Annotated in this window: 18 protein-coding genes; 12 read left to right on the top strand and 6 right to left on the bottom strand. The window is 73.5% G+C overall.

Annotated elements, in window-relative coordinates:
• Positions 1-4 precede the first annotated feature (4 nt).
• From H297_RS0131685 to H297_RS0131665, 5 genes are read right to left on the bottom strand one after another with little or no spacing between them, the layout of a single operon-like run.
• Entirely contained in the window at positions 5-892 is an 888-nt protein-coding gene (locus tag H297_RS0131685; RefSeq protein ID WP_027740319.1) for a Gfo/Idh/MocA family oxidoreductase, read from the bottom strand.
• A gap of 52 nt (positions 893-944) precedes the next feature.
• Positions 945-2,156, bottom strand: a complete 1,212-nt coding sequence (locus H297_RS0131680; RefSeq protein WP_027740318.1) for an ROK family protein — start codon at positions 2,154-2,156, stop codon at positions 945-947.
• 44 nt (positions 2,157-2,200) lie between these two features.
• Complete coding sequence (locus H297_RS0131675) at positions 2,201-3,118, bottom strand: carbohydrate ABC transporter permease (RefSeq protein ID WP_051352344.1); 918 nt, start codon at positions 3,116-3,118, stop codon at positions 2,201-2,203.
• Complete coding sequence (locus H297_RS0131670; RefSeq protein ID WP_027740316.1) at positions 3,118-4,161, bottom strand: carbohydrate ABC transporter permease; 1,044 nt, start codon at positions 4,159-4,161, stop codon at positions 3,118-3,120. Before H297_RS0131670 ends, H297_RS0131675 begins: the two co-directional genes overlap by 1 nt.
• Entirely contained in the window at positions 4,158-5,591 is a 1,434-nt protein-coding gene (locus tag H297_RS0131665; protein ID WP_027740315.1) for an extracellular solute-binding protein, read from the bottom strand. Before H297_RS0131665 ends, H297_RS0131670 begins: the two co-directional genes overlap by 4 nt.
• Before the next feature lie 127 nt (positions 5,592-5,718).
• Between H297_RS0131665 and H297_RS0131660 the strand changes: the two genes are divergently transcribed.
• The 6 genes from H297_RS0131660 (at position 5,719) to H297_RS0131635 (ending at position 13,974) form a co-directional block, all read left to right on the top strand.
• Complete coding sequence (locus H297_RS0131660; protein WP_027740314.1) at positions 5,719-6,765, top strand: zinc-dependent alcohol dehydrogenase; 1,047 nt, start codon at positions 5,719-5,721, stop codon at positions 6,763-6,765.
• A gap of 67 nt (positions 6,766-6,832) precedes the next feature.
• Positions 6,833-7,690 carry a sugar phosphate isomerase/epimerase family protein gene (locus tag H297_RS39605; RefSeq protein WP_051352343.1) on the top strand — a complete coding sequence of 286 codons (858 nt, stop codon included), beginning with the start codon at positions 6,833-6,835 and terminating at the stop codon, positions 7,688-7,690.
• Positions 7,687-9,192 (top strand): MGH1-like glycoside hydrolase domain-containing protein, encoded by a 1,506-nt coding sequence (locus H297_RS39600; protein WP_078514917.1) that lies wholly within the window; start codon positions 7,687-7,689, stop codon positions 9,190-9,192. The genes H297_RS39605 and H297_RS39600 overlap by 4 nt, the downstream gene beginning before the upstream one ends.
• Before the next feature lie 4 nt (positions 9,193-9,196).
• Complete coding sequence (locus tag H297_RS0131645; RefSeq protein ID WP_027740313.1) at positions 9,197-11,275, top strand: glycogen debranching N-terminal domain-containing protein; 2,079 nt, start codon at positions 9,197-9,199, stop codon at positions 11,273-11,275.
• A complete protein-coding gene (locus tag H297_RS0131640; protein ID WP_037795814.1) occupies positions 11,268-12,245 on the top strand; it encodes an FAD-dependent oxidoreductase in 978 nt (325 codons plus the stop codon). The genes H297_RS0131645 and H297_RS0131640 overlap by 8 nt, the downstream gene beginning before the upstream one ends.
• Before the next feature lie 238 nt (positions 12,246-12,483).
• Positions 12,484-13,974: a M1 family metallopeptidase gene (locus H297_RS0131635; protein ID WP_027740311.1), complete on the top strand. Its 1,491-nt coding sequence runs from the start codon at positions 12,484-12,486 to the stop codon at positions 13,972-13,974.
• 346 nt (positions 13,975-14,320) lie between these two features.
• Here H297_RS0131635 and H297_RS0131630 read toward each other — a convergent pair whose 3' ends face one another.
• Entirely contained in the window at positions 14,321-15,124 is an 804-nt protein-coding gene (locus H297_RS0131630) for an oxygenase MpaB family protein (RefSeq protein ID WP_027740310.1), read from the bottom strand.
• A gap of 286 nt (positions 15,125-15,410) precedes the next feature.
• Here H297_RS0131630 and H297_RS0131625 point away from each other — a divergent pair, with 286 nt between their 5' ends.
• The 6 genes from H297_RS0131625 to H297_RS0131600 are packed head-to-tail and all read left to right on the top strand — an operon-like array spanning position 15,411 to position 21,254.
• Positions 15,411-17,285 carry an ATP-binding protein gene (locus H297_RS0131625; protein ID WP_027740309.1) on the top strand — a complete coding sequence of 625 codons (1,875 nt, stop codon included), beginning with the start codon at positions 15,411-15,413 and terminating at the stop codon, positions 17,283-17,285.
• The gene (locus H297_RS0131620; RefSeq protein WP_027740308.1) at positions 17,282-17,710 is read left to right on the top strand and encodes a roadblock/LC7 domain-containing protein; all 429 of its coding nucleotides are present in this window, start codon (positions 17,282-17,284) and stop codon (positions 17,708-17,710) included. The genes H297_RS0131625 and H297_RS0131620 overlap by 4 nt, the downstream gene beginning before the upstream one ends.
• Positions 17,707-18,069, top strand: coding sequence for a DUF742 domain-containing protein (locus H297_RS0131615; protein ID WP_027740307.1), 363 nt, complete (start codon positions 17,707-17,709; stop codon positions 18,067-18,069). Before H297_RS0131620 ends, H297_RS0131615 begins: the two co-directional genes overlap by 4 nt.
• Positions 18,050-18,685: an ATP/GTP-binding protein gene (locus H297_RS0131610; protein ID WP_027740306.1), complete on the top strand. Its 636-nt coding sequence runs from the start codon at positions 18,050-18,052 to the stop codon at positions 18,683-18,685. The genes H297_RS0131615 and H297_RS0131610 overlap by 20 nt, the downstream gene beginning before the upstream one ends.
• Positions 18,682-19,974 carry a cytochrome P450 gene (locus H297_RS0131605; protein WP_027740305.1) on the top strand — a complete coding sequence of 431 codons (1,293 nt, stop codon included), beginning with the start codon at positions 18,682-18,684 and terminating at the stop codon, positions 19,972-19,974. Before H297_RS0131610 ends, H297_RS0131605 begins: the two co-directional genes overlap by 4 nt.
• Complete coding sequence (locus tag H297_RS0131600; RefSeq protein ID WP_078514913.1) at positions 19,971-21,254, top strand: cytochrome P450; 1,284 nt, start codon at positions 19,971-19,973, stop codon at positions 21,252-21,254. Before H297_RS0131605 ends, H297_RS0131600 begins: the two co-directional genes overlap by 4 nt.
• Positions 21,255-21,300: the final 46 nt, after the last annotated feature.

Below are 21,300 nucleotides of genomic sequence, written 5' to 3'. Positions count from 1 at the left end.
GCGCTCAGCGCAGTGCCTGGGCGAGCAGCTCCTGGAGGCGCAGCCCGCGCCGGGCGTCGATGTCGCCGGCGCGGCCGGCGCGCACCGCGGTCGCGAACTCGTGGCGGAGCACCGGCCAGCACTCCTCGTGGTCGAGTGCGGCGGTGTCGTAGACCAGTTCGCCCTCGTCCCCGGGCCCGTACAGCTCGATGCGGGTACGGGCCCGGGGCAGGGCGACGGCGCCGGACAGCGAGGCCTGGCTGACAGCGCCGGTCTCGTGTTCGCAGGTCAGCTCGGTCCAGCGGCGCGGGTCGCCGGTGGAGCGGACCGACCTGATCGGGCCGACGGCCAGGTCGAGCAGGTCCAGCAGGTGGGGGCCGAGGTCGAGCAGCGCGCCATGGGCCAGCCGCCAGGCGCTGGCCTGGTCGCCGCCGAGGAAGGCGCCGTGCAGATAGCAGGAGCGAGCGCCGGTGACGGTGCGCTCCCGGGCACGGGCCAGGAAGTGACGGGTGAGGGGGTGGTAGCGCTTGGTGAGCACCAGTTGGGAGACGACGCCGCCGTCCGCCACCGCGTCGGCGACCGCGCGGGCGGCGGCCAGGTCCGGGCCGAGCGGCTTCTCCAGCAGCAGCGCCCGGCCGGCGCGGGCGGCTGGCGGGGCCAGTTCGGCCTGGACGGCGGGCGGCACCGCGAAGGCCACCGCCTCGCACTCGTCGAGGAGTTGAGCGAAGGAGGCAGCGGCCTTCGTCCCGTACTCGGCGGCGAGGGCGGTGGCCGCCTCGGGCCGGCGGGCCCAGACGGCCGCCAGCTCGGTCTCGGGCCCGGCTGCCAGCATCCGGGCGTGCATGGTGCGGGCCCAGGGCCCGGCGCCGACGAGGCCGACGCGGAGCGGTGGGTGGGGCCAGGGTGCGGTCACGGTGCGGTTCTCCTGCGTACGGTGCGGTTCTCCTGCGCGGGGGTGCGGCGGGTCAGCCGGTGAGGGCGGCCAGCCGGGCGTCGGCGCGGTCGGGGGCGTACCGGTCCTCGACGACCATGGCGGCGGCGCCGATGAGGCCGGCCCGGTCGCCGAGCCGCGAGGTGACGACGTGCAGGTGTGCGGTGGTGCGGGGCATGGCCCGCTGGTAGAGCAGCTCCCGTACGCCGGTCACGAAGGGGGTGCCCGCGAGGTCTCCGGCGATCATCAAAACGCCGGGGTTGAGCAGGGTGACGACGGTGACGAGCACCTCTCCCACCCGGCGACCCGCCTCGCGGGCGAGCCGGACGGCCTCGGGCCGGCCGGCGGCGAGGTGGTCGCGGACACCGGATCCGGAGGTGGTGGGGACGCCCGCCTCCGTCAGCTGCCGGGCCAGGGCGCCGCCGCTGGCGACGGCGGCGAGACAGCCGTGGTTGCCGCACATGCACAGGGCGTCCGAGCCGTCGTGCAGCCGGATGTGCCCGATGTCGCCCGCACCGCCGTCGATGCCCCGATAGGGCTGGCCGTCCACGACGACACCGGCCCCGATCCCGGTGGCGACCTTGATCAGCACGAAGGCGGCGCAGTCGGGGTGCCCGGCGCGCTGTTCGGCGTACGCCATCAGGTTGGCGTCGTTGTCGACGAGGACGGGAACCGGGTCGTCGGCGCGTACGTGGGCGGCGTACGCCTCCCGCATCCGCTCCCGGATCGGGTAGCAGTCCCAGCCGGGCATGATCGGCGGCTGGACGACCAGCCCGGAGGCGTGATCGACGGGCCCCGGCACGGACAGGCCGATGCCGCACACCGGTGCGGAGTCGAGGCCGTGCGTGACCAGCAGGTCGGCGAACCACCGCGCCAGCCGGTCGAGCACCGTCTCGGGCCCTTCCCCTATGTCCAGCTCGCCGGAGTGCTCGGCCAGCACGTTGCCGGCCAGATCGAGGACGGCCGCATGGGCGTGCCGGGTGCCCAGGTCGGCGGCGAGCACGACCGCGTGCCCGGCGTCGAACTCCAGTCGTGCCGAGGGCCGTCCCCCCGTGGAGCCCGGCGCGGGCGCGGCCTCGCCCTCGCGGAGCCAGCCGGCCGCGAAGAGCTGGTCGAGACGGTGGCCGACGGTGGAGCGGGACAGCCCGGTGGCCTGTTGCAGGGCACCGCGGGTGGTGGCCCTGCCGTCCCGGATGAGCCGCAGCAGGTGGCCCGCGCTCGACTGGTTGCCGGTGGTACCGGTCATGCTCTCCTCAGCTCACGGTCTTCGGTTCGTGCTCGCGGCTCGCCTCAGCTCTTGTCGGCGCCGCTGGTCAGCCCCTCGGTGAGGAGCCGTTCCGCGGCGAAGAAGAGCAGGACGACGGGGATGGTCAGCACCACCGATCCTGCCATCAGCACGGTCTTGGAGACCTCGATACCGCCCGCGAGCTGCTGGAGACCGAGGGAGACCGTCCACTTGCCGGGTTGGGCGGCGAGGAAGAGCAGCGCGAAGAGGAACTCGTTCCAGGCGATCATGAACACGTACAGCCCGGTGGCCATCAGCGACGGTGCGGCCAGCGGGAGGATCACCTTGCGGACCGTTTGCAGCCGGCTGCAGCCGTCCAGCGCGGCCGCCTCCTCGATGGAGTACGGGATGGTGACGAAGTAGTTCTTCATCATGTAGATCGACACCGGTACGGTCTGCGCGATGTAGACGACGGCGAGTCCGACCAGGCTGCCCTGGAGTCCGATCTTGGCGAACATCACGAACAGCGGCACGGCCAGCAGCGTCGCCGGGAACAGGTAGACGGCGAGGAAGAGGGCGCCGACCTGCCGGCCGCCGAAGAACTTCAGCCGGCTGACGGCGTACGCGCCGGGGATCGCGGCGAGCAGGGTGAGGGCGACCGCGCCGAGCGAGACGAGCGCGGAGTTGGCCAGCATGTGCAGGAACCCCTGCCCGCCCTCGGAGGTGGGCTTCAGCACCTCCCGGTAGGTGGACAGGGTGAAGTCCTGGGCGTTCACCCACAGTTGGCCCGGATCGAGCAGCAGCGCGTCGATGGGCTTCACCGACAGCAGCAGCATGTAGGAGAAGGGCGCCAGGGTGATCACGGCGAGGAAGGCGATCACCACCCGGCGGAGCACCCCGAAGAGGCGCTCCTCGAACTGTGCGCGGCTGATCCGGCACGGCGCTGCCGGGCGGGTGCGCACGGAGGTGTGGGTCGGGCTCATCACGCCTCCTCCTGCGTCTTCTTGGCGAAGAAGGTGAAGTAGATGCCCAGCAGCACCATGAGGACGGCGGCGAGCACCAGGGCCTGTGCCGCGGCGGCGCCCACGTCGAAGCGTGCGGTGAGGAAGTCGTAGACGCGCACGGCCACCACGTCGGTGCCGGAGCCGCCGCCGGTGAGCAGGTAGACGTCGTCGAACTTGTTGAACGTCATGATGAACCGCAGGACGCACAGCAGCGCGATGACCGGCATCAACTGCGGCAGCAGCACGTGGCGGAAGCGCTGGGTGGGGGTGGCCCCGTCCACCTTGGCGGCCTCCTCCAGCCCGTCGGGCACGGCCTGGAGTCGGGCGAGCAGGAAGAGGAAGGCGAACGGGAAGTACCGCCAGGTCTCGAACGCGATGACGGTCAGCAGCGCGAGCGGGACGTCGAAGTGCAGCCCGAGGAAGGAGACCTCCCACGAGCGGGTGGACAGGAAGGCGATCGGGTCGTCCCAGCCCAGCAGCTTGCCACCCCACTCGTTGACGATGCCGAACTGCGGGCTCAGCGCGATCTCCCACACGAACGCGACGGCCACCACGGGCGCCACGTAGGGCAGCAGCATCGAGCCGCGCAGCAGGCCGCGGCCGCGGAAGGGGGTGCGCAGGGCGAGCGCCGCGACCAGGCCGAGCACCACGGACCCGACGGTGGCGCCGACCGTGTACAGCAGCGTCGTCCACAGGCTGGTCCAGAAGCCGGGCGAGGTGAAGACTCCGGCGAAGTTGTGCAGCGTCCAGTTGCCGAACAGGCTCATGCCCTGGATGTCGACCAGCCGGGCGTGCTGGAAGGCCAGCAGGACCGTCCAGAGGATGGGCAGGACGACGACCACCAGGACGACGAGGAAGGTGGGCGTCACGAAGGCCAGCCCGGCGCGGCTCTCCCGGTCCGCACCGGTGGTCGCGCGGCGGCGCGGCGGCGGTGTGGCGCGGCCGCGTGCGCCGCCGCCCGCCGGTTCGCTGCCCGGGGGGCCGGTGGCGGCGCCGGGCGGGGTGGGGGACGTGGTGCTCATTGCAGGGACCTCCGCAGTGCGCCGACTTCCTCGTTCGCCGCACGGGCGGCCTCGCCGGGTGGTGTCTGCCCGCTGGTCATCTCGCCGACGGCCTTGGCGACCGGCAGCTCCCCGTTGGTGGCGCCGACCAGCCCACCTTCGCCGTCGGTGATGCCCCAGCGGCGCATGTGGGCGACGCCGTCGGCCAGTTCGTTCAGCAGCTTGTCGGAGTAGATCTCGTCGAGCGGCCTGCGGTGGGTGGCCTCGACGCCCAGGCGGCTGTGCTTCCAGGCGCGGGTGTACTTCTCCGGGTCGTCGGCGGTGCCCTGCCGGACGGGGATCTTGCCTTCGGGCGCCATGCCGAACCAGTCCTCGTATCCGGCGCCCATCATGTACTCGATGAAGCTGCGGGAGGCCTTCGTCTCGGCCGTCCTGGTCACCGTCCAGGAGGTGATCTCGCCGAACTGGCCTGCCCGCGCGGCGTCCGGGCCCTTCATGGCGGTGGTGATCCCGCTGTTCTGCGCGAGGAAACCGGGGTCCTTCTTGCACTGCGGGCAGCTCGGCCGGGCGTCGGCACGCTCCCCGGCCAGCTCGTCCAGCAGGAAGGAGGACCACATCAGCATCGGGGAGCGGCCCGCGAAGTAGGTGGCGCGGGTGGAGTCCAGTGTCTGGGTGCCGGCCGGGCCGTGGTCGCGGGCGAGCGTCTTGTAGGTGGCGAAGGCGCGGCGGCAGGCGGGCGAGTCCAGTGCCACGTCCTTCTCACCTCCGGCACCGTCCTTCCGGTCGATGAGCCGGCAGTCGTCGGCCAGCGCCATGTTCTCGAAGCTCTGCTGGGTGAAGACGTCACCGGGGTCGGTGGCCAGGGAGATGCCGTCCCGCTCCCCCTGATCGAGGGTCTTCGCCGCGTTCTTCAGGGTGCCGTAGGTGGTGGGCGCGGGCAGCTTCGCCTTGCGGAAGAGATCCTTGCGGTAGACGAGGAGCTGCAGCCAGGCGTCGGAGGGGACGGTCAGCCGCTTGCTCCCGTCGGCGGTGAGCTTCAGCGCGTTGGCGTCGAAGGTGCCGGGCCCGAGGTCCTCGACGATCCGTGCGGGCATCTCGGTGTTGAGCAGGTCGTTTCCGTACATCTGCCAGACCTGGCCCAGCGGCAGTGCGCCGATCACGTCGGGCAGGTCACCCGCGGCGGCCGCCGACATGATCAGTTGCGGAAGCTGGGCCTCGTCGACACCGACGAGATCGACCTGGACTCCGCTGCGTTTCTCGTACCGGGCGACGGCCTTCTTCGTCGCCGCCATCCGCGCGGGCAGGTTCTCCAGCGTCCACACGGTGATCTTCCCGTCCGGTCTGTCCGGGCCCGCCTTGGCGCTGCCCGAGCAGCCCGCGAGCAGGCCCGCACCGAGCATCCCGGCGAGCCCGGCCGCGGTCACCCGTGACCGCCGCTTCCACGTCCCCATACCTCACCCTCGGTTCCGACTTCCGCTTACCAGAACCGCATCTCAGCATCAGTTCTGTCTGTTTACAAGACGTAACTCTGATGTATCTTCGACGAAACTGCTGACGTCACGGCCTTCGGAGTCCCCTGTGGAGCGAGTTGTCCAGTTCACCGGCCCGCGTACGGTCGAGGTGGCCGCACACGAAAGCGAGCCGCTGCCCCCGGGTCACCTGCGGGTCCGCACCCGCTATTCGGGCATATCGGCAGGAACGGAACTTACCGCCTACAGGGGAACGAACCCCTATCTGACGCGGACCTGGGACCCGTCCTCCCGGCTCTTCGACGACGGCGCGGCGGGCATCGCGTACCCGGTCGTGGGCTGGGGCTACTCCGAGGTGGGCGACGTCGTCGAGGTCTCCCCCGAACTGGACGGCGCCCCCGGCATCCCCCGCGTCGGCGAGACGGTGTGGGGCATCTGGGGCCACCGCAGCGAAGGGGTCGTCCCCGCCGAGAAGTTGACGGGCCACCGGCTGCCGGACGGACTCGACCCGCTGGCTGGTGCGTTCGCCCGCGTCGGTGCCATCGCCTACAACGCGGTCCTCGGCGCCGACATCCATCTGGGCGAGGACATCACGGTCTTCGGCCAGGGCGTCATCGGTCTGCTGGCCACCCGCCTCGCCCAGCTCAACGGGGCGCGCGTCACTGCCATCGACGCGCTCGACGTCCGTCTGGAACACGCCCGCGCCCACGGTGCGCACCGGACGCTGAACGCGCGCAGCGACGCCGTCGCCGAGCGGGTGCGCGAGGAGACCGAAGGGCGCGGTGCCGACGCGGCGATCGAGATCAGCGGCGCCTACCCCGCGCTGCACGAGGCGCTGCGCTCCGTCGCCGTCGGAGGGCGTGTGGTCGCTGCCGGGTTCTACCAGGGCGACGGTGTCGGGCTGCGGCTCGGGGACGAGTTCCACCACAACCGCGCCCAGCTCGTCTGCTCGCAGATCGGCGGCGTCCCCCAGCCGCTCGACGGCCGGTGGAGCGTCGAGCGGCTGCAGCGCACCTTCCTGCGGCTGGTCGCCGAGGGCCGGATCGATGTGGCCTCGCTCGTGAGCCATGTGGTGCCGGCCGCCGACGCCGCCGAGGCGTACGAACTGCTGGACGGGCGGCCGCAGGAGGCGTTGCAGATGGTGCTCGCCTTCTGAGCGGCCCGGCCGGGCCGCCCCCTCGCAACCCACCGCGCCACCCCACCACCGAAAGGCCACGCCGCACATGTTCCGCACCGCCTGCCAGGAGCAGCTCCTGCCCGGGGAAACCCTCCAGCGCAAGTGGGAGTTCGCCCAAGAAGCCGGTTACGACGGCATCGAGCTGCGCGGAAAGGGGGACCAGCACTTCCGCGACCGGCTGCCGGAACTGCGCCGGGCGAAGGCGGACGGTGTCGTCATGCCGACCGTCTGCGTCGACATGCTCCACTTCTTCGGCGCGTTCGACCCCGACCAGCGGCGCGACGCCCTCGACCAGATGAAGTCCCAGCTCGGTGTCATCGCGGAGCTCGGCGGCCTCGGCGCGCAGACCCCCGCCTCCTACGGCATGTTCTCCCGCAGGCTGCCGCCGTTCACCCCGCCGCGCAGCGAGGCGGAGGACCGCGACGTGCTGCTCGCCGGGCTGGCCGAACTGGGCGAGCACGCCCGCGCCGAGGGCGTGACGCTCTTCCTGGAACCGCTGAACCGGTACGAGGACCACATGGTCAACAGGCTCGGCCAGGCGGTCGAGTTGCTCCAGGCCGTGGGGTGCGACGCGGTGCGCATCGGCGTCGACAGCTACCACATGAACATCGAGGAGGCCGATCCGGCGGCGGCCCTCCTCGCTGCCGCCCCGTGGATCGGGCACGCCCAGGTCAGCGACTCGAACCGGTTCCAGCCCGGCGCGGGCCACCTGGACTGGCCGGCCTGGCTGGGTGCGCTGGACAGCGCGGGCTACGAGGGGTTCCTGGCCGTGGAGTGCCGGCTCTCACCCGACCTCGACCCCGCGGAGGCCGTCCGCTCCATCCCGCCGTTCCTGGCCCGGATGAGCGGACCGGCACCGGCGGACGGTCCGGCAAGTGGTCCGGCCGGCGGGGCGCACCGATGACGACGCCGCCGGACGTGGCCGCCGGGCCGGCGGTCCCACCGTTCGCGCGCCCCGCCGCCCCGCCGCTCACCGCACAGGGCCGCCGCACCCTGCGCCGGGCCGCCTGCCGGGTGCTGCTGGGCAACTGGACGGGAAGCTCCACCGTGCCCTCCCGCGGCCTCTACCCGCACCAGTGGAGCTGGGACTCGGCCTTCATCGCGATCGGGCTGCGCCACCTGTCCCCCGTGCGGGCCCAGCGCGAACTGGAGACGCTGCTGGGCGCCCAGTGGGGCGACGGCCGGGTGCCGCACATCGTCTTCAACCGCGCCGTGCCGCTCGGCGCCTACTTCCCCAGCCCCGACTTCTGGCGCTCGTCGAGTGCGGGCGCCCAAGCCGGAGCGCCCCACGCCGTGGAGACGTCCGGCATCGTGCAGCCGCCCGTGCACGCCCTGGCGGCGTGGCTGGTGCACCGCGCCGATCCCGCCGCGTCCGCCCGACGCGGCTTCCTCGCCCGGGTCCACCCGCGGCTGGCGGCCTGGCACCGGTACCTGGCCGCCCACCGGGACCTGGGAGGCGGCGGGCTGGCAGCCGTGGTGCACCCGTGGGAACCCGGCATGGACAACAGCCCGTGCTGGGACGGTCCTCTGGCCCGGGTCGAGCCCGCGGCGGCCGGGTCCTTCCGGCGTGCCGACCTGGCGCACGGAGCGGCCGCCGACCGGCCGACCGACCTCGACTACGGGCGGTACGTACGGCTGGCCGCCGACTACCGCGACCACGGGTACCACGACGCGGAGGCCCACCACGCGTTCGCCGTGGAGGACCCCGGATTCAACGCGCTGTGGGCCGCCTCCGAACACGCCCTGGCCCGCATCGCGGAGGCCCTCGGCCGCCCGGGGGACGGCCACCTGGAGCGGGCCGCCGCGCTGACGCGCGCGCTCGTCGAGCGGCTGTGGTCCCCCCAGGCGGGGCAGTTCCTCTGCCGCGACCTGCGCGCGGGCCCGCAGCCCACGCGTAAGGGCAGGGCACCCGTGGGACGGCTGGTGACCGAACGGAGCGCCGCCGGGCTGCTACCGCTGATCGCGCCGGACCTGCCCGCGCAGATCGCCGGGACGCTCGCGGACAGCGCCTCGGGGGAGCACTTCGGAGTCGGCACGGCGGTGCCCCTGCTGCCCAGCTACGACCTGCGGGGCGCCGCCTTCGACCCGCACCGCTACTGGCGCGGGCCCGCCTGGTTCAACGTCAACTGGCTGCTGGAGCACGGTCTGCGCCTCCACGGCCACCGGGAAAAGGCCGACACACTGGCCGCCGAGGTGCTGCACGCGGCGGCGGAGAGCCGTTTCGCGGAGTACCTCGACCCGTACACCGGGCACGGACGCGGCGCGCGGGACTTCAGCTGGACGGCGGCGCTCGCCCTCGACCTGCTCTCCCGCAACGCCTCCGGTGCGGCCCGGCCGCACGTTCCCGGCCCACGGACGCCTTCCCGCACGCCCGCCCGGACGTCCGAACCGGGGAAGGGAGCCTGAGACGATGACGGCGACCGGACACCGCCTGCTCGTGCACGACGGCACCTTCGCGGTACTGGCCCCCTCGGGAGACATCGGCGGGCCCGGCGGGGCGACGATGCCGCGCGGCCTCTTCCGCCGGGACGCCCGCCACCTGAGCCGCTGGGAGCTGCGGCTCGACGGGGCCGAGCCCGTCGTCCTCGTACCCGCCCCGGAGGGGGACGAGGGCGGTGCGCAGGGCGGTGCCGTCCTCACCTCCCGCGGCACCCGCGAGGCGCCGCCCGCCTGTACGGTCCTGCGTGAGCAAGTCGTGGCCGACGGCGGGCTGTCGGAGTGGCTGCGGGTCGTCAGCAACCAGGGCACGGCGACGACTCTGCGCCTGTCCCTGACCGTGGACGCCGACTTCGCCGACCAGATGGAACTGCGCTCCCACCACCGCAGCTTCGAGAAGCCCGGAGGGGCCCGCGGGAGCGCACCGCGGCCGGACGGTGTCGCGTTCGACTACCGGCGCGGTCCCGCCTGGCACGCGCGGACGGTCGTGACAGCCGACCCCGCTCCTTCCGTGACGCGGCAGGACGGCGGAGCACCGGAGGGTGCGGGCACCGACGGCGTGTCCGGCGCCGGCGCGGCACCCGGTACCGCGTGCACGCTCGGCTGGGTCCTTCAGCTGCCCCCGCACGGCACGGCAGAACTGCGGCTGCGGGCCGCGGCCGTACCGCACGGCACACCCGAGCCGGACTCCCCCGCCACCGCCCTGGGCGACGACCCGGCGACGGTGCGGGCCCGGCTCGCCGCCGACCGGCGCTCCTTCGTGACCGCCGCGCCCCTCCCCGCCGCCCGCCCGCACGGGGAGAAGCTGAACCGCGCCTGCGAGCAGGGGCTGGCCGACCTGGCCGGGCTGCGGGTCACGGTGCCGGGCCCGGACGGGGAGCCGCTGCGCGTGCCGGGCGCCGGCGTGCCCTGGTTCCTCACCCTCTTCGGCCGCGACTCCCTGCTCACCTCGTACTTCGCCCTGCCCTACCGGCCCCAGCTCGCCGAGGCGACGCTGCTCGCGCTGGCCGCCACCCAGGCCGACCGGGAGGAGGCGGACCTGATCGCGGAGCCCGGCAAGATCGTGCACGAGGTGCGCCACGGCGAGCTGGCCGCTTTCGGGCAGGTCCCCTACGGCCGCTACTACGGCTCCGTCGACTCCACCCCGCTCTTCCTCGTCCTGCTCGGCGCCTACGCGCAGCAGCAGGGCGCGGCCGGTGGAGCGCTGGCCCGCAGGCTGGAGCCGCAGGCGCGCGCGGCGGCGCGGTGGCTGCTGTGCGGGAGCGGGCTGGAGGAGTTCGGTTACCTCGCCTACCGGCCGCACGAGGCGGGGCTGGCCAACCAGAACTGGAAGGACTCCCCCGGCGCCGTCTGCGGTGCCGACGGCTCCCTGCCCAGCGGTGCGGTGCTCGTCGCCGAGGCGCAGGGGTACGCGTACGACGCGCTGCGCCGCACCGCCGGTCTGGCCCGCTCCGCCTGGGACGACCCCGACTGGGCCGAGGCGTTGGAAGATGCCGCGGCGGCGCTGCGGGAGCGCTTCGCCGCCGACTTCTGGCTGCCCGACCGCGGCTTCCCGCCGCTCGCCCTGGACGGAACCGGCCGCCGGCTCGACGCCCTAGCCTCCGACGCGGGCCGCCTGCTGTGGTCCGGCATCCTGGACCAGGAGCGCGGCGAGGCGGTGGGGCGCAGGCTGCTGGAACCCGACCTCTTCTCCGGCTGGGGCGTCCGCACCCTCGCCGCCGGGCAGGCCCCCTACCACCCGCTGTCCTACCACCGCGGCAGCATCTGGCCCCAGGACAACGCCCTGATCGCGCTGGGCCTGGCCCGCTACGGCCTGCACGAGGAGACCGCGCGCCTGGCGGACGGTCTGCTGGAGGCCGCAGCCCGGCACGGCTACCGCCTCCCGGAGGTGCTGGCCGGCTACGCCCGCACCGAGCACCCGTTCCCGGTCCCCTACCCGCACGCCTGCTCGCCGCAGGCCTGGGCGGCGGCCACCCCGCTGGCGCTGCTGACCGCGCTGGAGGGGGCGACGGGGACCGGACCGGCCGCGGAGTACTGTCCGGGTCATGACTGAGGTGACGCGGGGCGGCGGCACGCCCGAGGGTGCCGTCGTCGTCATAGGCGGCGGGGTCATCGGACTCACCACGGCGGTGGTGCTGGCCGAACGCCGGGGCGGTCGGGGCGGTCGGGGAAGGGGCACGGACGTACGGCTGTGGAGCCCCCAGGAGCCGGACTCGACGACCTCCGCGGTCGCGGGCGGCCTGATCTGGCCGTACCGGATCGCCCCCGAGAAGCAGGCGCTCCAGTGGGCGGTCCGCTCCTTCCGGCACTTCTCCTGGCTCGCCGAGCAGCCGCCGACGACCGGTGTGCGGCTGGTGCGCGGCAGCATGCCGGACAGTACGCCGCCCGCGGAGTGGACGGCGCTCACCGGGACCCCGCCCCGGGCACCGATCGTCGACATGCCGGCCTATCTCGGCTACCTGCGGGGGCGGTTCGAGGCCGCGGGCGGGCGCTGGGAACAGCGCGCCGCGCACTCCCTCGAACAGGCGGCGGCCGAGGCTCCGTCCGTGGTGAACTGCGCCGGGCTCGGCGCCCGCGAACTCGTCCCCGACCCCTCGGTGCGCGCGGTCCGCGGGCAGATCCTCGTGGTGGAGAACCCGGGCGTCGAGGAGTGGTACGTGGCCGCTGCCGCAGGGGCGAGCGAGACGACGTATCTGCTGCCGCAGCCCTACGGGCTGATCCTGGGCGGCACCGCCGAGGAGGACGCCGAGTCGCGGGAGCCGGATGCGGCGACCGCCGAGGCGATCGTGCGGCGCTGCGCCGCCGTCCGCCCCGAGGTCGCGGAGGCGCGGGTCCTCGCGCACCGGGTCGGTCTGCGGCCGTTCCGCCCCAGCGTGCGGCTGGAGGCGGAGCGGGTGCCCGACGGTCGCGGCGGCACGTCGCTGTGCGTGCACAACTACGGGCACGGCGGGGCAGGTGTCACCGTCTCGTGGGGCTGCGCGGTGGACGCGGCGCGGCTGGTGGGCCCGGCCGCCACCGGGTGAGCCGGGGCCGGCACGGCCGCCCGCAGCCGGTGCGGAGCGCCGTCCGAGGCGCTGCCGGATGCACCACCGGGTGTGCACCAGGCGGCGTGTGACGTCCGGATGGCGAACGTATGACAGTAGTTGCTGTGGACATGCGGTGTGGCGCGTGAGTACATACCCTTCGGATGTGAAGACGCCTGACGCGGCAGCCCGAACCGGGGTGCACTGCGGCGGCGTTGACGGAAGAGCTGGAGGACTCGTGCGTCACAGACTGATCGTCCCGGGTGCGATGGTGGCGGCCTCGCTGCTGCTGGCGGTCCCGGCCTCGGCGGCCGAACCGTCCCCGGGAGCGCCGGGTGCGGGAGACCCCTACTACCCGGACTACGGGAACGGCGGATACGACGTCTCCCACTACGACCTTCGGCTCAGCTACCAGCCGAAGACCGATGAACTGAACGGCACCGCCACCCTGCTGGCCACCGCCGAGCAGGACCTGTCCCGCTTCAACCTGGACTTCTCGCTGGACGTCAGCGAGGTACGGGTGAACGGCAAGAAGGCGCACTTCGCCACCTCCGGCGCGCACGAGCTGGAGATCACCCCGGCCGCACCGCTGGCCAAGGGCGAGAAGGCCACCGTCGTGGTGCGCTACTCCGGCGTCCCCTCCACCGTGAAGGTGAACGGCTTCACCTCGTGGCTGCGCACCGAGGACGGCGGCGTCGCAGCCAACGAGCCCGAGTCCGCCTGGTGGTGGTTCCCCAGCAACGACCACCCCACCGACAAGGCGAGCTACGACGTCAGCGTCTCCGTGCCCGACGGCACCCAGGCCATCAGCAACGGCACCCTCCAGTCGAAGCGTTCCGAGGCGGGCTGGACACGCTGGAACTGGCGGTCCCGGCAGCCGCAGGCCACCTACCTGGCGACCCTGGCACTCGGCAAGTTCGACATCACCACCGGCGAGACCGACTCCGGGCTGCCCGTCGTCAACGCCTACAGCAAGGACCTGGGCGAGGTCGACGGCGCGGCGCGCTCCAGCGTCGAGCGGTCCGGCGAGATCGTCGACTGGCTGGAGGGCTACTTCGGCGCGTACCCCTTCGACGCGGTGGGCGGCTACGTGCCCCACACGGACACCACCTACGCGCTGGAGACCCAGACCCGCCCGTTCTACAGCCCCGACGACTTCTCCAACGGCTCCAACACCTCCGTCGTCGTCCACGAGCTGGCCCACCAGTGGTACGGGGACAGCGTCTCCCTCAAGGGGTGGAAGGACATCTGGCTGCACGAGGGCTTCGCCGCCTACTCGCAGTGGCTGTGGTCCGAGGACCAGGGCGAGGGCACGGCGCAGGAACTGGCCGACTACGCGTACGCCTCGCACCCGGCCGACGACGACTTCTGGAAGGTCGCGCCGGGCGACCCGGGGCCGGACAACCAGTTCGACGCGGCGGTCTACGACCGGGGCGCGATGGCCCTCCAGGCGCTCCGCAAGAAGATCGGGGACAAGGACTTCTTCGCGATCCTGAAGGGCTGGCCGCAGGACCACAAGGGCGGCAACGCGAACGTGGGCGACTTCGTCGCCTACGCGGAGAAGGTGTCGGGCGAACCGCTGGCCGACCTCTTCGACACCTGGCTCCACCAGCCCGCCAAGCCGAAGGCGGGCCCGGACTCCGCCGGGAAGGGATCCGCCGCGAAGAGCACGCCGAAGCGTCCCGCCTCGTGGAAAAAGATTCACTCGGTGCAACACCCGGCGCACTGACGCCACTTTTGGGGCCGCCGTCCGGTTGAACGACTGGACGGCAGCCCCAGCGCCGGGCAGCTCCGCCGCGGGCGTGGCGGCCCCGGCAGCCGACTCAGCCGGTGAGTCCCGCGAGGTGCACGGGGCGGCGGGGCGGGTGTCGCGGGCGAGGGCGGCGCCCCGGGTTCCGGACTGCCGGCGCCGGCTCCCACGTCGCGGGGCGGGCCGTTTCCGCCGCGGGAGCGACCGGCGAGGTGTCCAGGGCCACCACCGCGGCGGGCGTCAACAGTTTATTGACAGGGACCCGGACTCCGCCCGCTGCAGGCGCCCCCTGGTCACACCGACGCCCCGCCGGGAGTGGTGACCGTCACCGCGCCTGGCGTGCCCGGCGGGCGTACGGCAGGTACCGCAGTCGTTCGGGAAGCAGCGGCACCACGTGGGCGACGACACGGCCCAGACGCCGCAGCCGCTTCTCCTGGCGCGGCGTCCAGGGCAGATCCAGCGCGCGCCGGGCGTCGGGGGGCATCAGCCCGATGGTCGCGAACCGCCGCAGCCGGGCGAAGAGGGGCGCCGCCAGCGGCCACCCGACCCGCAGGGCGGCCCGGACCGGTGCGGGCCCGAGGGGCGGCGGGGGGAGCCCGGTGTCAGGTTCGACCAGTTCACGCACGACCGCGGTCGGTTCGATCTCCTCGGCGAGCATCCGGTGCCAGTAGGGCCAGAACTCCTCCAGCGTCTGGGGCATGTCCCGGTCGTCGATGCCCAGGACGCGGCCGACCTGGAGCCACTCGGCGTACAACTGCCGCTCCTCGGCATCCGTCCAGGGGCGGCGGCCGAGGTAGCGCTGTCCGTGCCGGAAGGAGGGGAAGCCGGTCGCGTGCACCCACGCGTAGTAGTCGGGCGTGAGCGCGTGGTAACGCCTCCCGTGGGCATCGACGCCCTGGATCGTCTTGTGCAGTTCGCGGAGCCTGCGCCCCTCGTCGATCCCTTCCTCGCCCCCGTACACCCACAGCAGCACGCTGTTCACGGAGCGCACGCCTCGGCCCCAGGGGTCCGTGCGGAAGACGGAGTGCTGGTCGACGCCGGCGCCGACGGCGGGGTGGGCGACCTGCATGGTCAGCGCACCGGGCAGGGTGAGCAGGACGCGGATGTCTCCGGCCACGTCCCACAGCATGCCGTCCGGGGGCGGGGGCTCCGGCTCGGTCCGGGCTGGTTTTCTCGCACGTACCTTCACACTTCTCCATGATGCCTCCGCACGCGGCGGCCCGCCCGATCCCGGCCAGGTCCTCGGAAAACTCGCGACGGAGCGTCCGCACGGACCGCGCCGCGCGCTCTTCCGAACCGGAACACCCCACCGTCGTTTCGTGATCACTAACTGACTTATATTGGTGCGACGTTGATCGGAGGGCTGCGGCATCAGCTCTCGCCCCTGCCCGGTTCCGTCCCCTAGGACCTGATTGATGACCTCCCCCGAGACACCCCCGCCGCCGGCCAAGGGAGCCGGGACCGCCGGCGGAACGGCACTCGCCCTGCTGCTCTGCGTGGTGCTCGTCGCGCTCGTGCTGGTGAGCGTCGTGTTCGCCTCCGACGAGTCCGTGCGGAGCACCGTCGCCTGGGGCGGCGGCGCGGCCGGTGTCGTCCTGTGCGCGGCGGTCACCGTGGCCACCCGCGCGGTACTGACGGGGCGGCAGTTGCGCGCGGGCCTGGCGGCCCGGGACGCGCGGCTGGCCGAACGCGACCGTGCCGACGCCTCCTTCGCCGACGCGGTGGTGCCCGCCGTGGTGGACACGCTGCGCGGCGGCGGCTCCGCCGAGACCGCGCTGGCCGAGGCGCCCGCGGTGGCCTCCGAGACGCAGCGCCGGGTGCTGGTCACCCTCGCGCGGGAGGTGCACAAGGGCGAGAACATGCGCGCCGCCGCGATGTCCGCGTGCGCCAACGCGGCCGGACGTGTCCAGGCGCTGGCCACCTCCATGGCCGCCGACCTGCGCGAGATGGAGCACCGGCACGCGAACGAGGACGTGCTGGCCGACCTTCTGCACCTGGACCACAGGACGGCGCAGGCCGGCCGGATCGCCGACTCCATCGCCGTGCTCACCGGCGCCCGTTCGGGCCGCCGATGGGCCAAGCCCATCGTGATGGAGTCGATCCTGCGCGGCGCGATGGGCCGGATCAGCGGCTACCAGCGGGTGCGGCTGCACTCGACGAGCGAGGCGGCCGTCGCCGGCCACGCGGCCGAGGGCGTGATGCACGCGCTGGCCGAACTGATGGACAACGCGGCGAACTTCTCCCCGCCCACCTCCGAAGTCCACGTGTACGTCGAGGAGGTGGCCGCCGGCATCGTCGTCACCGTCGAGGACGGCGGCCTGGTGATGGGCGAGGTCGCACTGCGCCGTGCCGAACAGGCCGTCTCCGCGCAGCACGGCGACCTGTCCACGCTCTCCGGTACCCGGCTCGGGCTGGCCGTCGTGGGGCGGCTGGCCCGCAAGCACAACCTGTCCGTCTCCTTCCGGCCCTCCGCGCACGGCGGGACCGGCGTACTCGTCCGCATCCCGCGGGAACTGGTGACCGAGCCCCGCCGCGCGGACACCCCCGCCCCGGCGGCAGCTCCTGCCCCTGCGGCCCGGCCGGCTCCGGTCGCCGGAGCCGCGCACGGGAGCGGTGCCCCGGCCGCCGGGTACGGCAGCCCGCAGGAGGCCCACGCCCGGCAGCCGGAGCCCTCCCCGCGCACGCGCGGGCCCGTCCTCGGCCACGACACGGGCGCGGGCAGCCACCCCGCCGAGTCTGCGAGCGCGCACACGGACGAGCACCGGAGCGCGGACACCGGCGCGTACACCCACGCACGAACGATCGAGCACGAAGGCGTACAGACCGGCGAGCACCCGGACGCGCGCACCGGCGAGAACGCCGGCCTCCGCAGCGGCGCGCGTGACGACGGCGGGTCCGGCGCGCACGCGGGCCCGCGCACCGGCGAGTCGGCGACCGCTCCGCCTCCGCCGCAGGAGTACGGCGCCAGCGGCCTGCCCAAGCGGCGCCGGGGCCAGACGCTGGCGGCGGTCGCCCGGGCCACCGCGTCCCGCCCCGGTTCCTCCGACCGCCCGTCCGGCGCCGAGGGCCCGGGCGGGCAGGACGGCCGGACTCCGGCCGCCGCACGCCCCGAGCGCCCCTCCGGCGCACGGTTCAGCGACTTCCGCCGTGCCGTGCAGGGGACGTCCCCGGCCGAGACGGACGCGCCCCGGCAGAGCACTCCCCGATCCGACGCGGAAGGCGGCCGTCCCACGGCCTCCTCCCCCTCCCCCGCCCGCTCCTCTTCCCACTCGGAGGACGACACCGAATGATCACTGACAGCAAGCTCGACTGGCTGCTGGAGAGTCTGCTGGAGCGCACCCCCGGGGCCCGGCACGCCCTCGTGCTGTCCCGGGACGGCCTCAAGCTGTGCCGCACGCCGGAGCTCTCCGTCGACCAGGCGGACCAGCTCGCGGCCATCTCGGCCGGTATCCAGAGCCTGTCGCACGGCGCCTCCGTGGAGTTCGGCGACGGCAACGGGGGCGTACGGCAGGCGATGGCGGAGTTCTACGGCGGCATCCTGTTCGTCGTGGAGGCGGGTGACGGTGCCCATCTGGCCGTCGTCGCGGACGAGAACTCCGACGTCGGCCTGGTGGGCCACAACATGAACGAGTTGATCGAACAGCTCAGCGAGCACCTGAGCGCCCCGCCGCGCCACCAGACCGCGGGTGACGGGCGCGGGGGCGGACCGGCATGACGCGACCGGGCCGGGACGAGGACCCGGACCGGCTGTACACCGTGACCGGCGGGCGCAGCCGCTCGGCGGCCGGGGCCGACACCTTCGACCTGGTGACCCTGGTGGTCAGTGAGAGCGCCCCCGTGCGCGGCATGCAGTCGGAACACGCCGCCATCCTCCGCATCTGCCGCTTCCCCACCGCCGTCGTGGAACTGGCCGCCGATCTGGGCCTGCCGGTGAGCGTGGTCCGCATCCTGCTGGGTGACCTGCTCGCCCAGGGAAAGATCACCGCTCGCCATCCGCGCCGGGCGCAGACCGCTGACGCACTGCCCGATCCCGACATCCTGAAGCAGGTGCTCGTTGGACTCCGCAACATCTGAAGCGAACCCGGTGGCGACCGCGCACACCGAGGACCGCCCCCCGCTGCTCAGCACCGCGGCGCAGGGGCTGAAGATCGTGATCGTCGGCGGCTTCGGGGTCGGCAAGACCACCATGGTCCGGGCGGTCAGCGACATCCGTCCGCTGAACACCGAGGAGACGATGACCCGGGCCGGGGAGGGCGTCGACGACCTGACCGGTGTGCACGACAAGACGACCACCACGATCGCCTTCGACTTCGGCCGGATCAGCCTCGACGACCGGACGGTGCTGTATCTGTTCGGCGCGCCCGGCCAGGAGCGGTTCTGGTTCCTGTGGGACCGGCTCTTCTCCGGCAGCCTCGGCGCCGTCGTCCTGGTGGACACCCGCCGCCTGGAGGACTCCTGGTACGCCATCGACCGGCTGGAGGCGCACGGCACGCCGTTCATCGTCGCCAGCAACGACTTCGGCGGCCCCCGGCACACCGCCGAGCAGGTGCGCGAGGCTCTCGACCTGCCCGCCGAGGTACCGCTGCTGACGTGCGACGCGCGCTCCCGCACCTCCAGCAAGGACGTCCTCCTCGCCCTCGTGCAGCACCTGTACGCCCTGTCCACAGCGCGCCGGGAGACCGCCCAGTGACACCCGCTCCGCACCACAGCCCCGCCGCCCCGCCGCCGCCCGGCTGCCCCGCGCACCAGGGCACCGAGCCGGTTCCCCTGCTGGGCCCGCGGTTCCAGAACGACGACCGTGCGCGGATCTACCGCGACATGTACGAGCAGCACGGCCCGCTGGCCCCGGTCGTACTGCCCGGTGACGTGCCGTGCTGGCTGGTGCTCGGCTACCGGGAGCTGCACCAGATCACCTCCGACCCGGCGCTCTACAGCCGCGACTCCGGCCTGTGGAACCAGTGGCCGAACATCCCCGCGGACTGGCCGCTGCTGCCCATGGTCGGCAAGCAGCCGTCGATCCTCTACACCGTGGGCGAGCGGCATCAGCGCCGCTCCGCGCTGGTCAGCGACGCGCTGGCCGCCGTCGACCCGTTCGAACTGCGGGACCACGCCGAGCGGTTCGCCGACCGGCTGATCGACGAACTGTGCGGACGCGGTTCGGCCGACCTGATCGCCGAGTACGCCAAGGTGCTGCCCGCACTGGTGCTCGCCCGACTGTACGGGTTCACCGACGACGAGGGCGCCGCCCTGGTGCCCAGCATCAACGATCTGGTGGACGGCGGCGCCGGCGCCCTGGCGGGACGCGACCGGGTCAAGGGCGCCATGGAAACCCTGCTGGCCTCCCGGCGCGCCGTCCCCGCGGCGGGGGTGGCCTCCCGGATGCTGCACCACGACTACGCCGACGGCTTCTCCTTCGAGGAGATCGTCGAGGACATGATGGTCAACATCGTCGCGGGGCATCAGCCGACCGCCGACTGGATCGGCAACTCGCTGCGCCTGATGCTGACCGACGACCGGTTCGCGGCCTCCCTGACCGGTGGCCGGCACAGCGTCGCCGAAGCCATGAACGAGGTGCTGTGGGAGGACACGCCCACCCAGAACATCGCCGGCCGCTGGACCACCCGTGACACCCAGCTCGCCGGGCGCCACATCGCCGCGGGCGACCTGCTCATGCTCAGCTTCGCCGCCGCCAACGGCGACCCGCAGGTGCGGCCCGACCGTACGGTCTTCACCGGCGGCAACAACGCCTTCTTCTCCTTCGGGCACGGCGAGCACCGCTGCCCCTATCCCGCGCAGGACATCGCCGAAGGCATCGCCCGCACCGGCATCGAGGTACTGCTGGACCGGCTGCCCGACGTCGATCTGGCGGTCAGCCCGCAGGCACTGGTGTGGCGGCCCTCGCCGTTCCTGCGTGGTCTCGCCTCGCTGCCGGTCCGCTTCACCCCCACGCCCACGAGCGCCGCAGGAGGCTCCCGATGACCGAGCCCCTCTCGTGCCCCGTCACCGGCACCGGCGCACCCGCCACCGGTCCCGCTCCCGAGGGCACCGCCGGGCTGGTCGTGCTCGATCCGCTCGTCCGCGATCTGGCGGGCGAGGGCGCCCGGTTGCGTGCCGCGGGTCCCCTTGCTCCGGTGGAGCTGCCCGGCGGGGTACGGGTGTGGGCGGTCACCCACCACGCCGAGGCGCGGCGGCTGTTGACCGACAGCAGGCTGGTGAAGAACATCGACCACTGGGCGGCGTGGCAGCGCGGGGAGATTCCGAGGAGCTGGCCGCTGATCGGGCTGGCCGATCCGGGTCCCAGCATGCTGACCTTCGACGGGCCCGAGCACCGCCGGCTGCGCACGCTGACCGCGCAGGCGCTCACCCCGCGCCGGGTGGCGGCCATGCGGCCCCGCATCGAGGAGATCACCCGGGGGCTGCTGGACGAGCTGGCGGCGGCGGCCGACGCCGAGGGCCGCGTGGACCTGAAGTCCGCCTTCGCCTACCCGCTGCCGATGGCCGTCATCGGGGAGCTGGTGGGGGTCGACACCACGCAGATCCCCCGGCTGCGCACCCTCTTCGACGGCTTCTTCAGCAGCGTCACGCCCGGCGAGGAGGTGCAGGCCATCATCGCCGAACTCGGCGCGCTGTTCGGCGGGATCGTGGCCGACAAGCGCGGGGCCCCCGGCGACGACCTGACCAGCGCGCTGCTGGCCGCCGCCGAGGAGGGGGACTCGCTCAGCGACGAGGAGATCGTCGCCACCGTGCAGGTGCTGATCACCGCGGGACACGAGACCACCATCAGCCTCATCGTGAGCGCCGTGCGGGCTCTGCTGACCCACCCGGAGCAGCTCGCCCTCGTGCGCTCCGGCGAGGTGAGCTGGGAGGCGGCCATCGAGGAGACGCTGCGCTGGGACGCGCCGACCACGCACGTGCTGATCCGGTTCGCCACCGAGGACCTGGAGGTCGGCGGTACGGTCCTCGAACAGGGCGACGCGGTGATCATCGCCTACGGCGCCATCGGGCGGGACGAGCGGCAGCACGGGCCCGACGCGGAGCGCTTCGACGTCACGCGCACGCCGACACGGCACCTGTCCTTCGGGCACGGGCCGCACGTCTGCCCCGGGGCGCCGCTGTCCCGGCTGGAGGCCTTGGTGGCGCTGCCCGCCCTCTTCGAGCGGTTCCCCGCGCTCTCCCTCGCCGTCGATCCGGCTGAGCTGCGCAACAAGCCGGCCGTCACCCAGAACGAGCTCTACGCACTCCCGGTGCGCCTGCGCTGAGCCTCCCCGGGAACGGGCGAACCCCCGCCCCTGCCGCCCGTTCGGG

It is taken from the genome of Streptomyces sp. CNT360 (assembly GCF_000424785.1).
This window is presented reverse-complemented; position numbering and strand designations above follow the sequence as displayed.

Coding starts and splice junctions, on each gene's coding strand:
- H297_RS0131680 (WP_027740318.1), bottom strand. CDS start 2,156: ATGACCGGTACCACCGGCAACCAGTCGAGCGCGGGCCACCTGCTGCGG.
- H297_RS0131675 (WP_051352344.1), bottom strand. CDS start 3,118: ATGAGCCCGACCCACACCTCCGTGCGCACCCGCCCGGCAGCGCCGTGC.
- H297_RS0131670 (WP_027740316.1), bottom strand. CDS start 4,161: ATGAGCACCACGTCCCCCACCCCGCCCGGCGCCGCCACCGGCCCCCCG.
- H297_RS0131665 (WP_027740315.1), bottom strand. CDS start 5,591: ATGGGGACGTGGAAGCGGCGGTCACGGGTGACCGCGGCCGGGCTCGCC.
- H297_RS39605 (WP_051352343.1), top strand. CDS start 6,833: ATGTTCCGCACCGCCTGCCAGGAGCAGCTCCTGCCCGGGGAAACCCTC.
- H297_RS39600 (WP_078514917.1), top strand. CDS start 7,687: ATGACGACGCCGCCGGACGTGGCCGCCGGGCCGGCGGTCCCACCGTTC.
- H297_RS0131645 (WP_027740313.1), top strand. CDS start 9,197: ATGACGGCGACCGGACACCGCCTGCTCGTGCACGACGGCACCTTCGCG.
- H297_RS0131640 (WP_037795814.1), top strand. CDS start 11,268: ATGACTGAGGTGACGCGGGGCGGCGGCACGCCCGAGGGTGCCGTCGTC.
- H297_RS0131630 (WP_027740310.1), bottom strand. CDS start 15,124: ATGCTGTGGGACGTGGCCGGAGACATCCGCGTCCTGCTCACCCTGCCC.
- H297_RS0131625 (WP_027740309.1), top strand. CDS start 15,411: ATGACCTCCCCCGAGACACCCCCGCCGCCGGCCAAGGGAGCCGGGACC.
- H297_RS0131620 (WP_027740308.1), top strand. CDS start 17,282: ATGATCACTGACAGCAAGCTCGACTGGCTGCTGGAGAGTCTGCTGGAG.
- H297_RS0131615 (WP_027740307.1), top strand. CDS start 17,707: ATGACGCGACCGGGCCGGGACGAGGACCCGGACCGGCTGTACACCGTG.
- H297_RS0131600 (WP_078514913.1), top strand. CDS start 19,971: ATGACCGAGCCCCTCTCGTGCCCCGTCACCGGCACCGGCGCACCCGCC.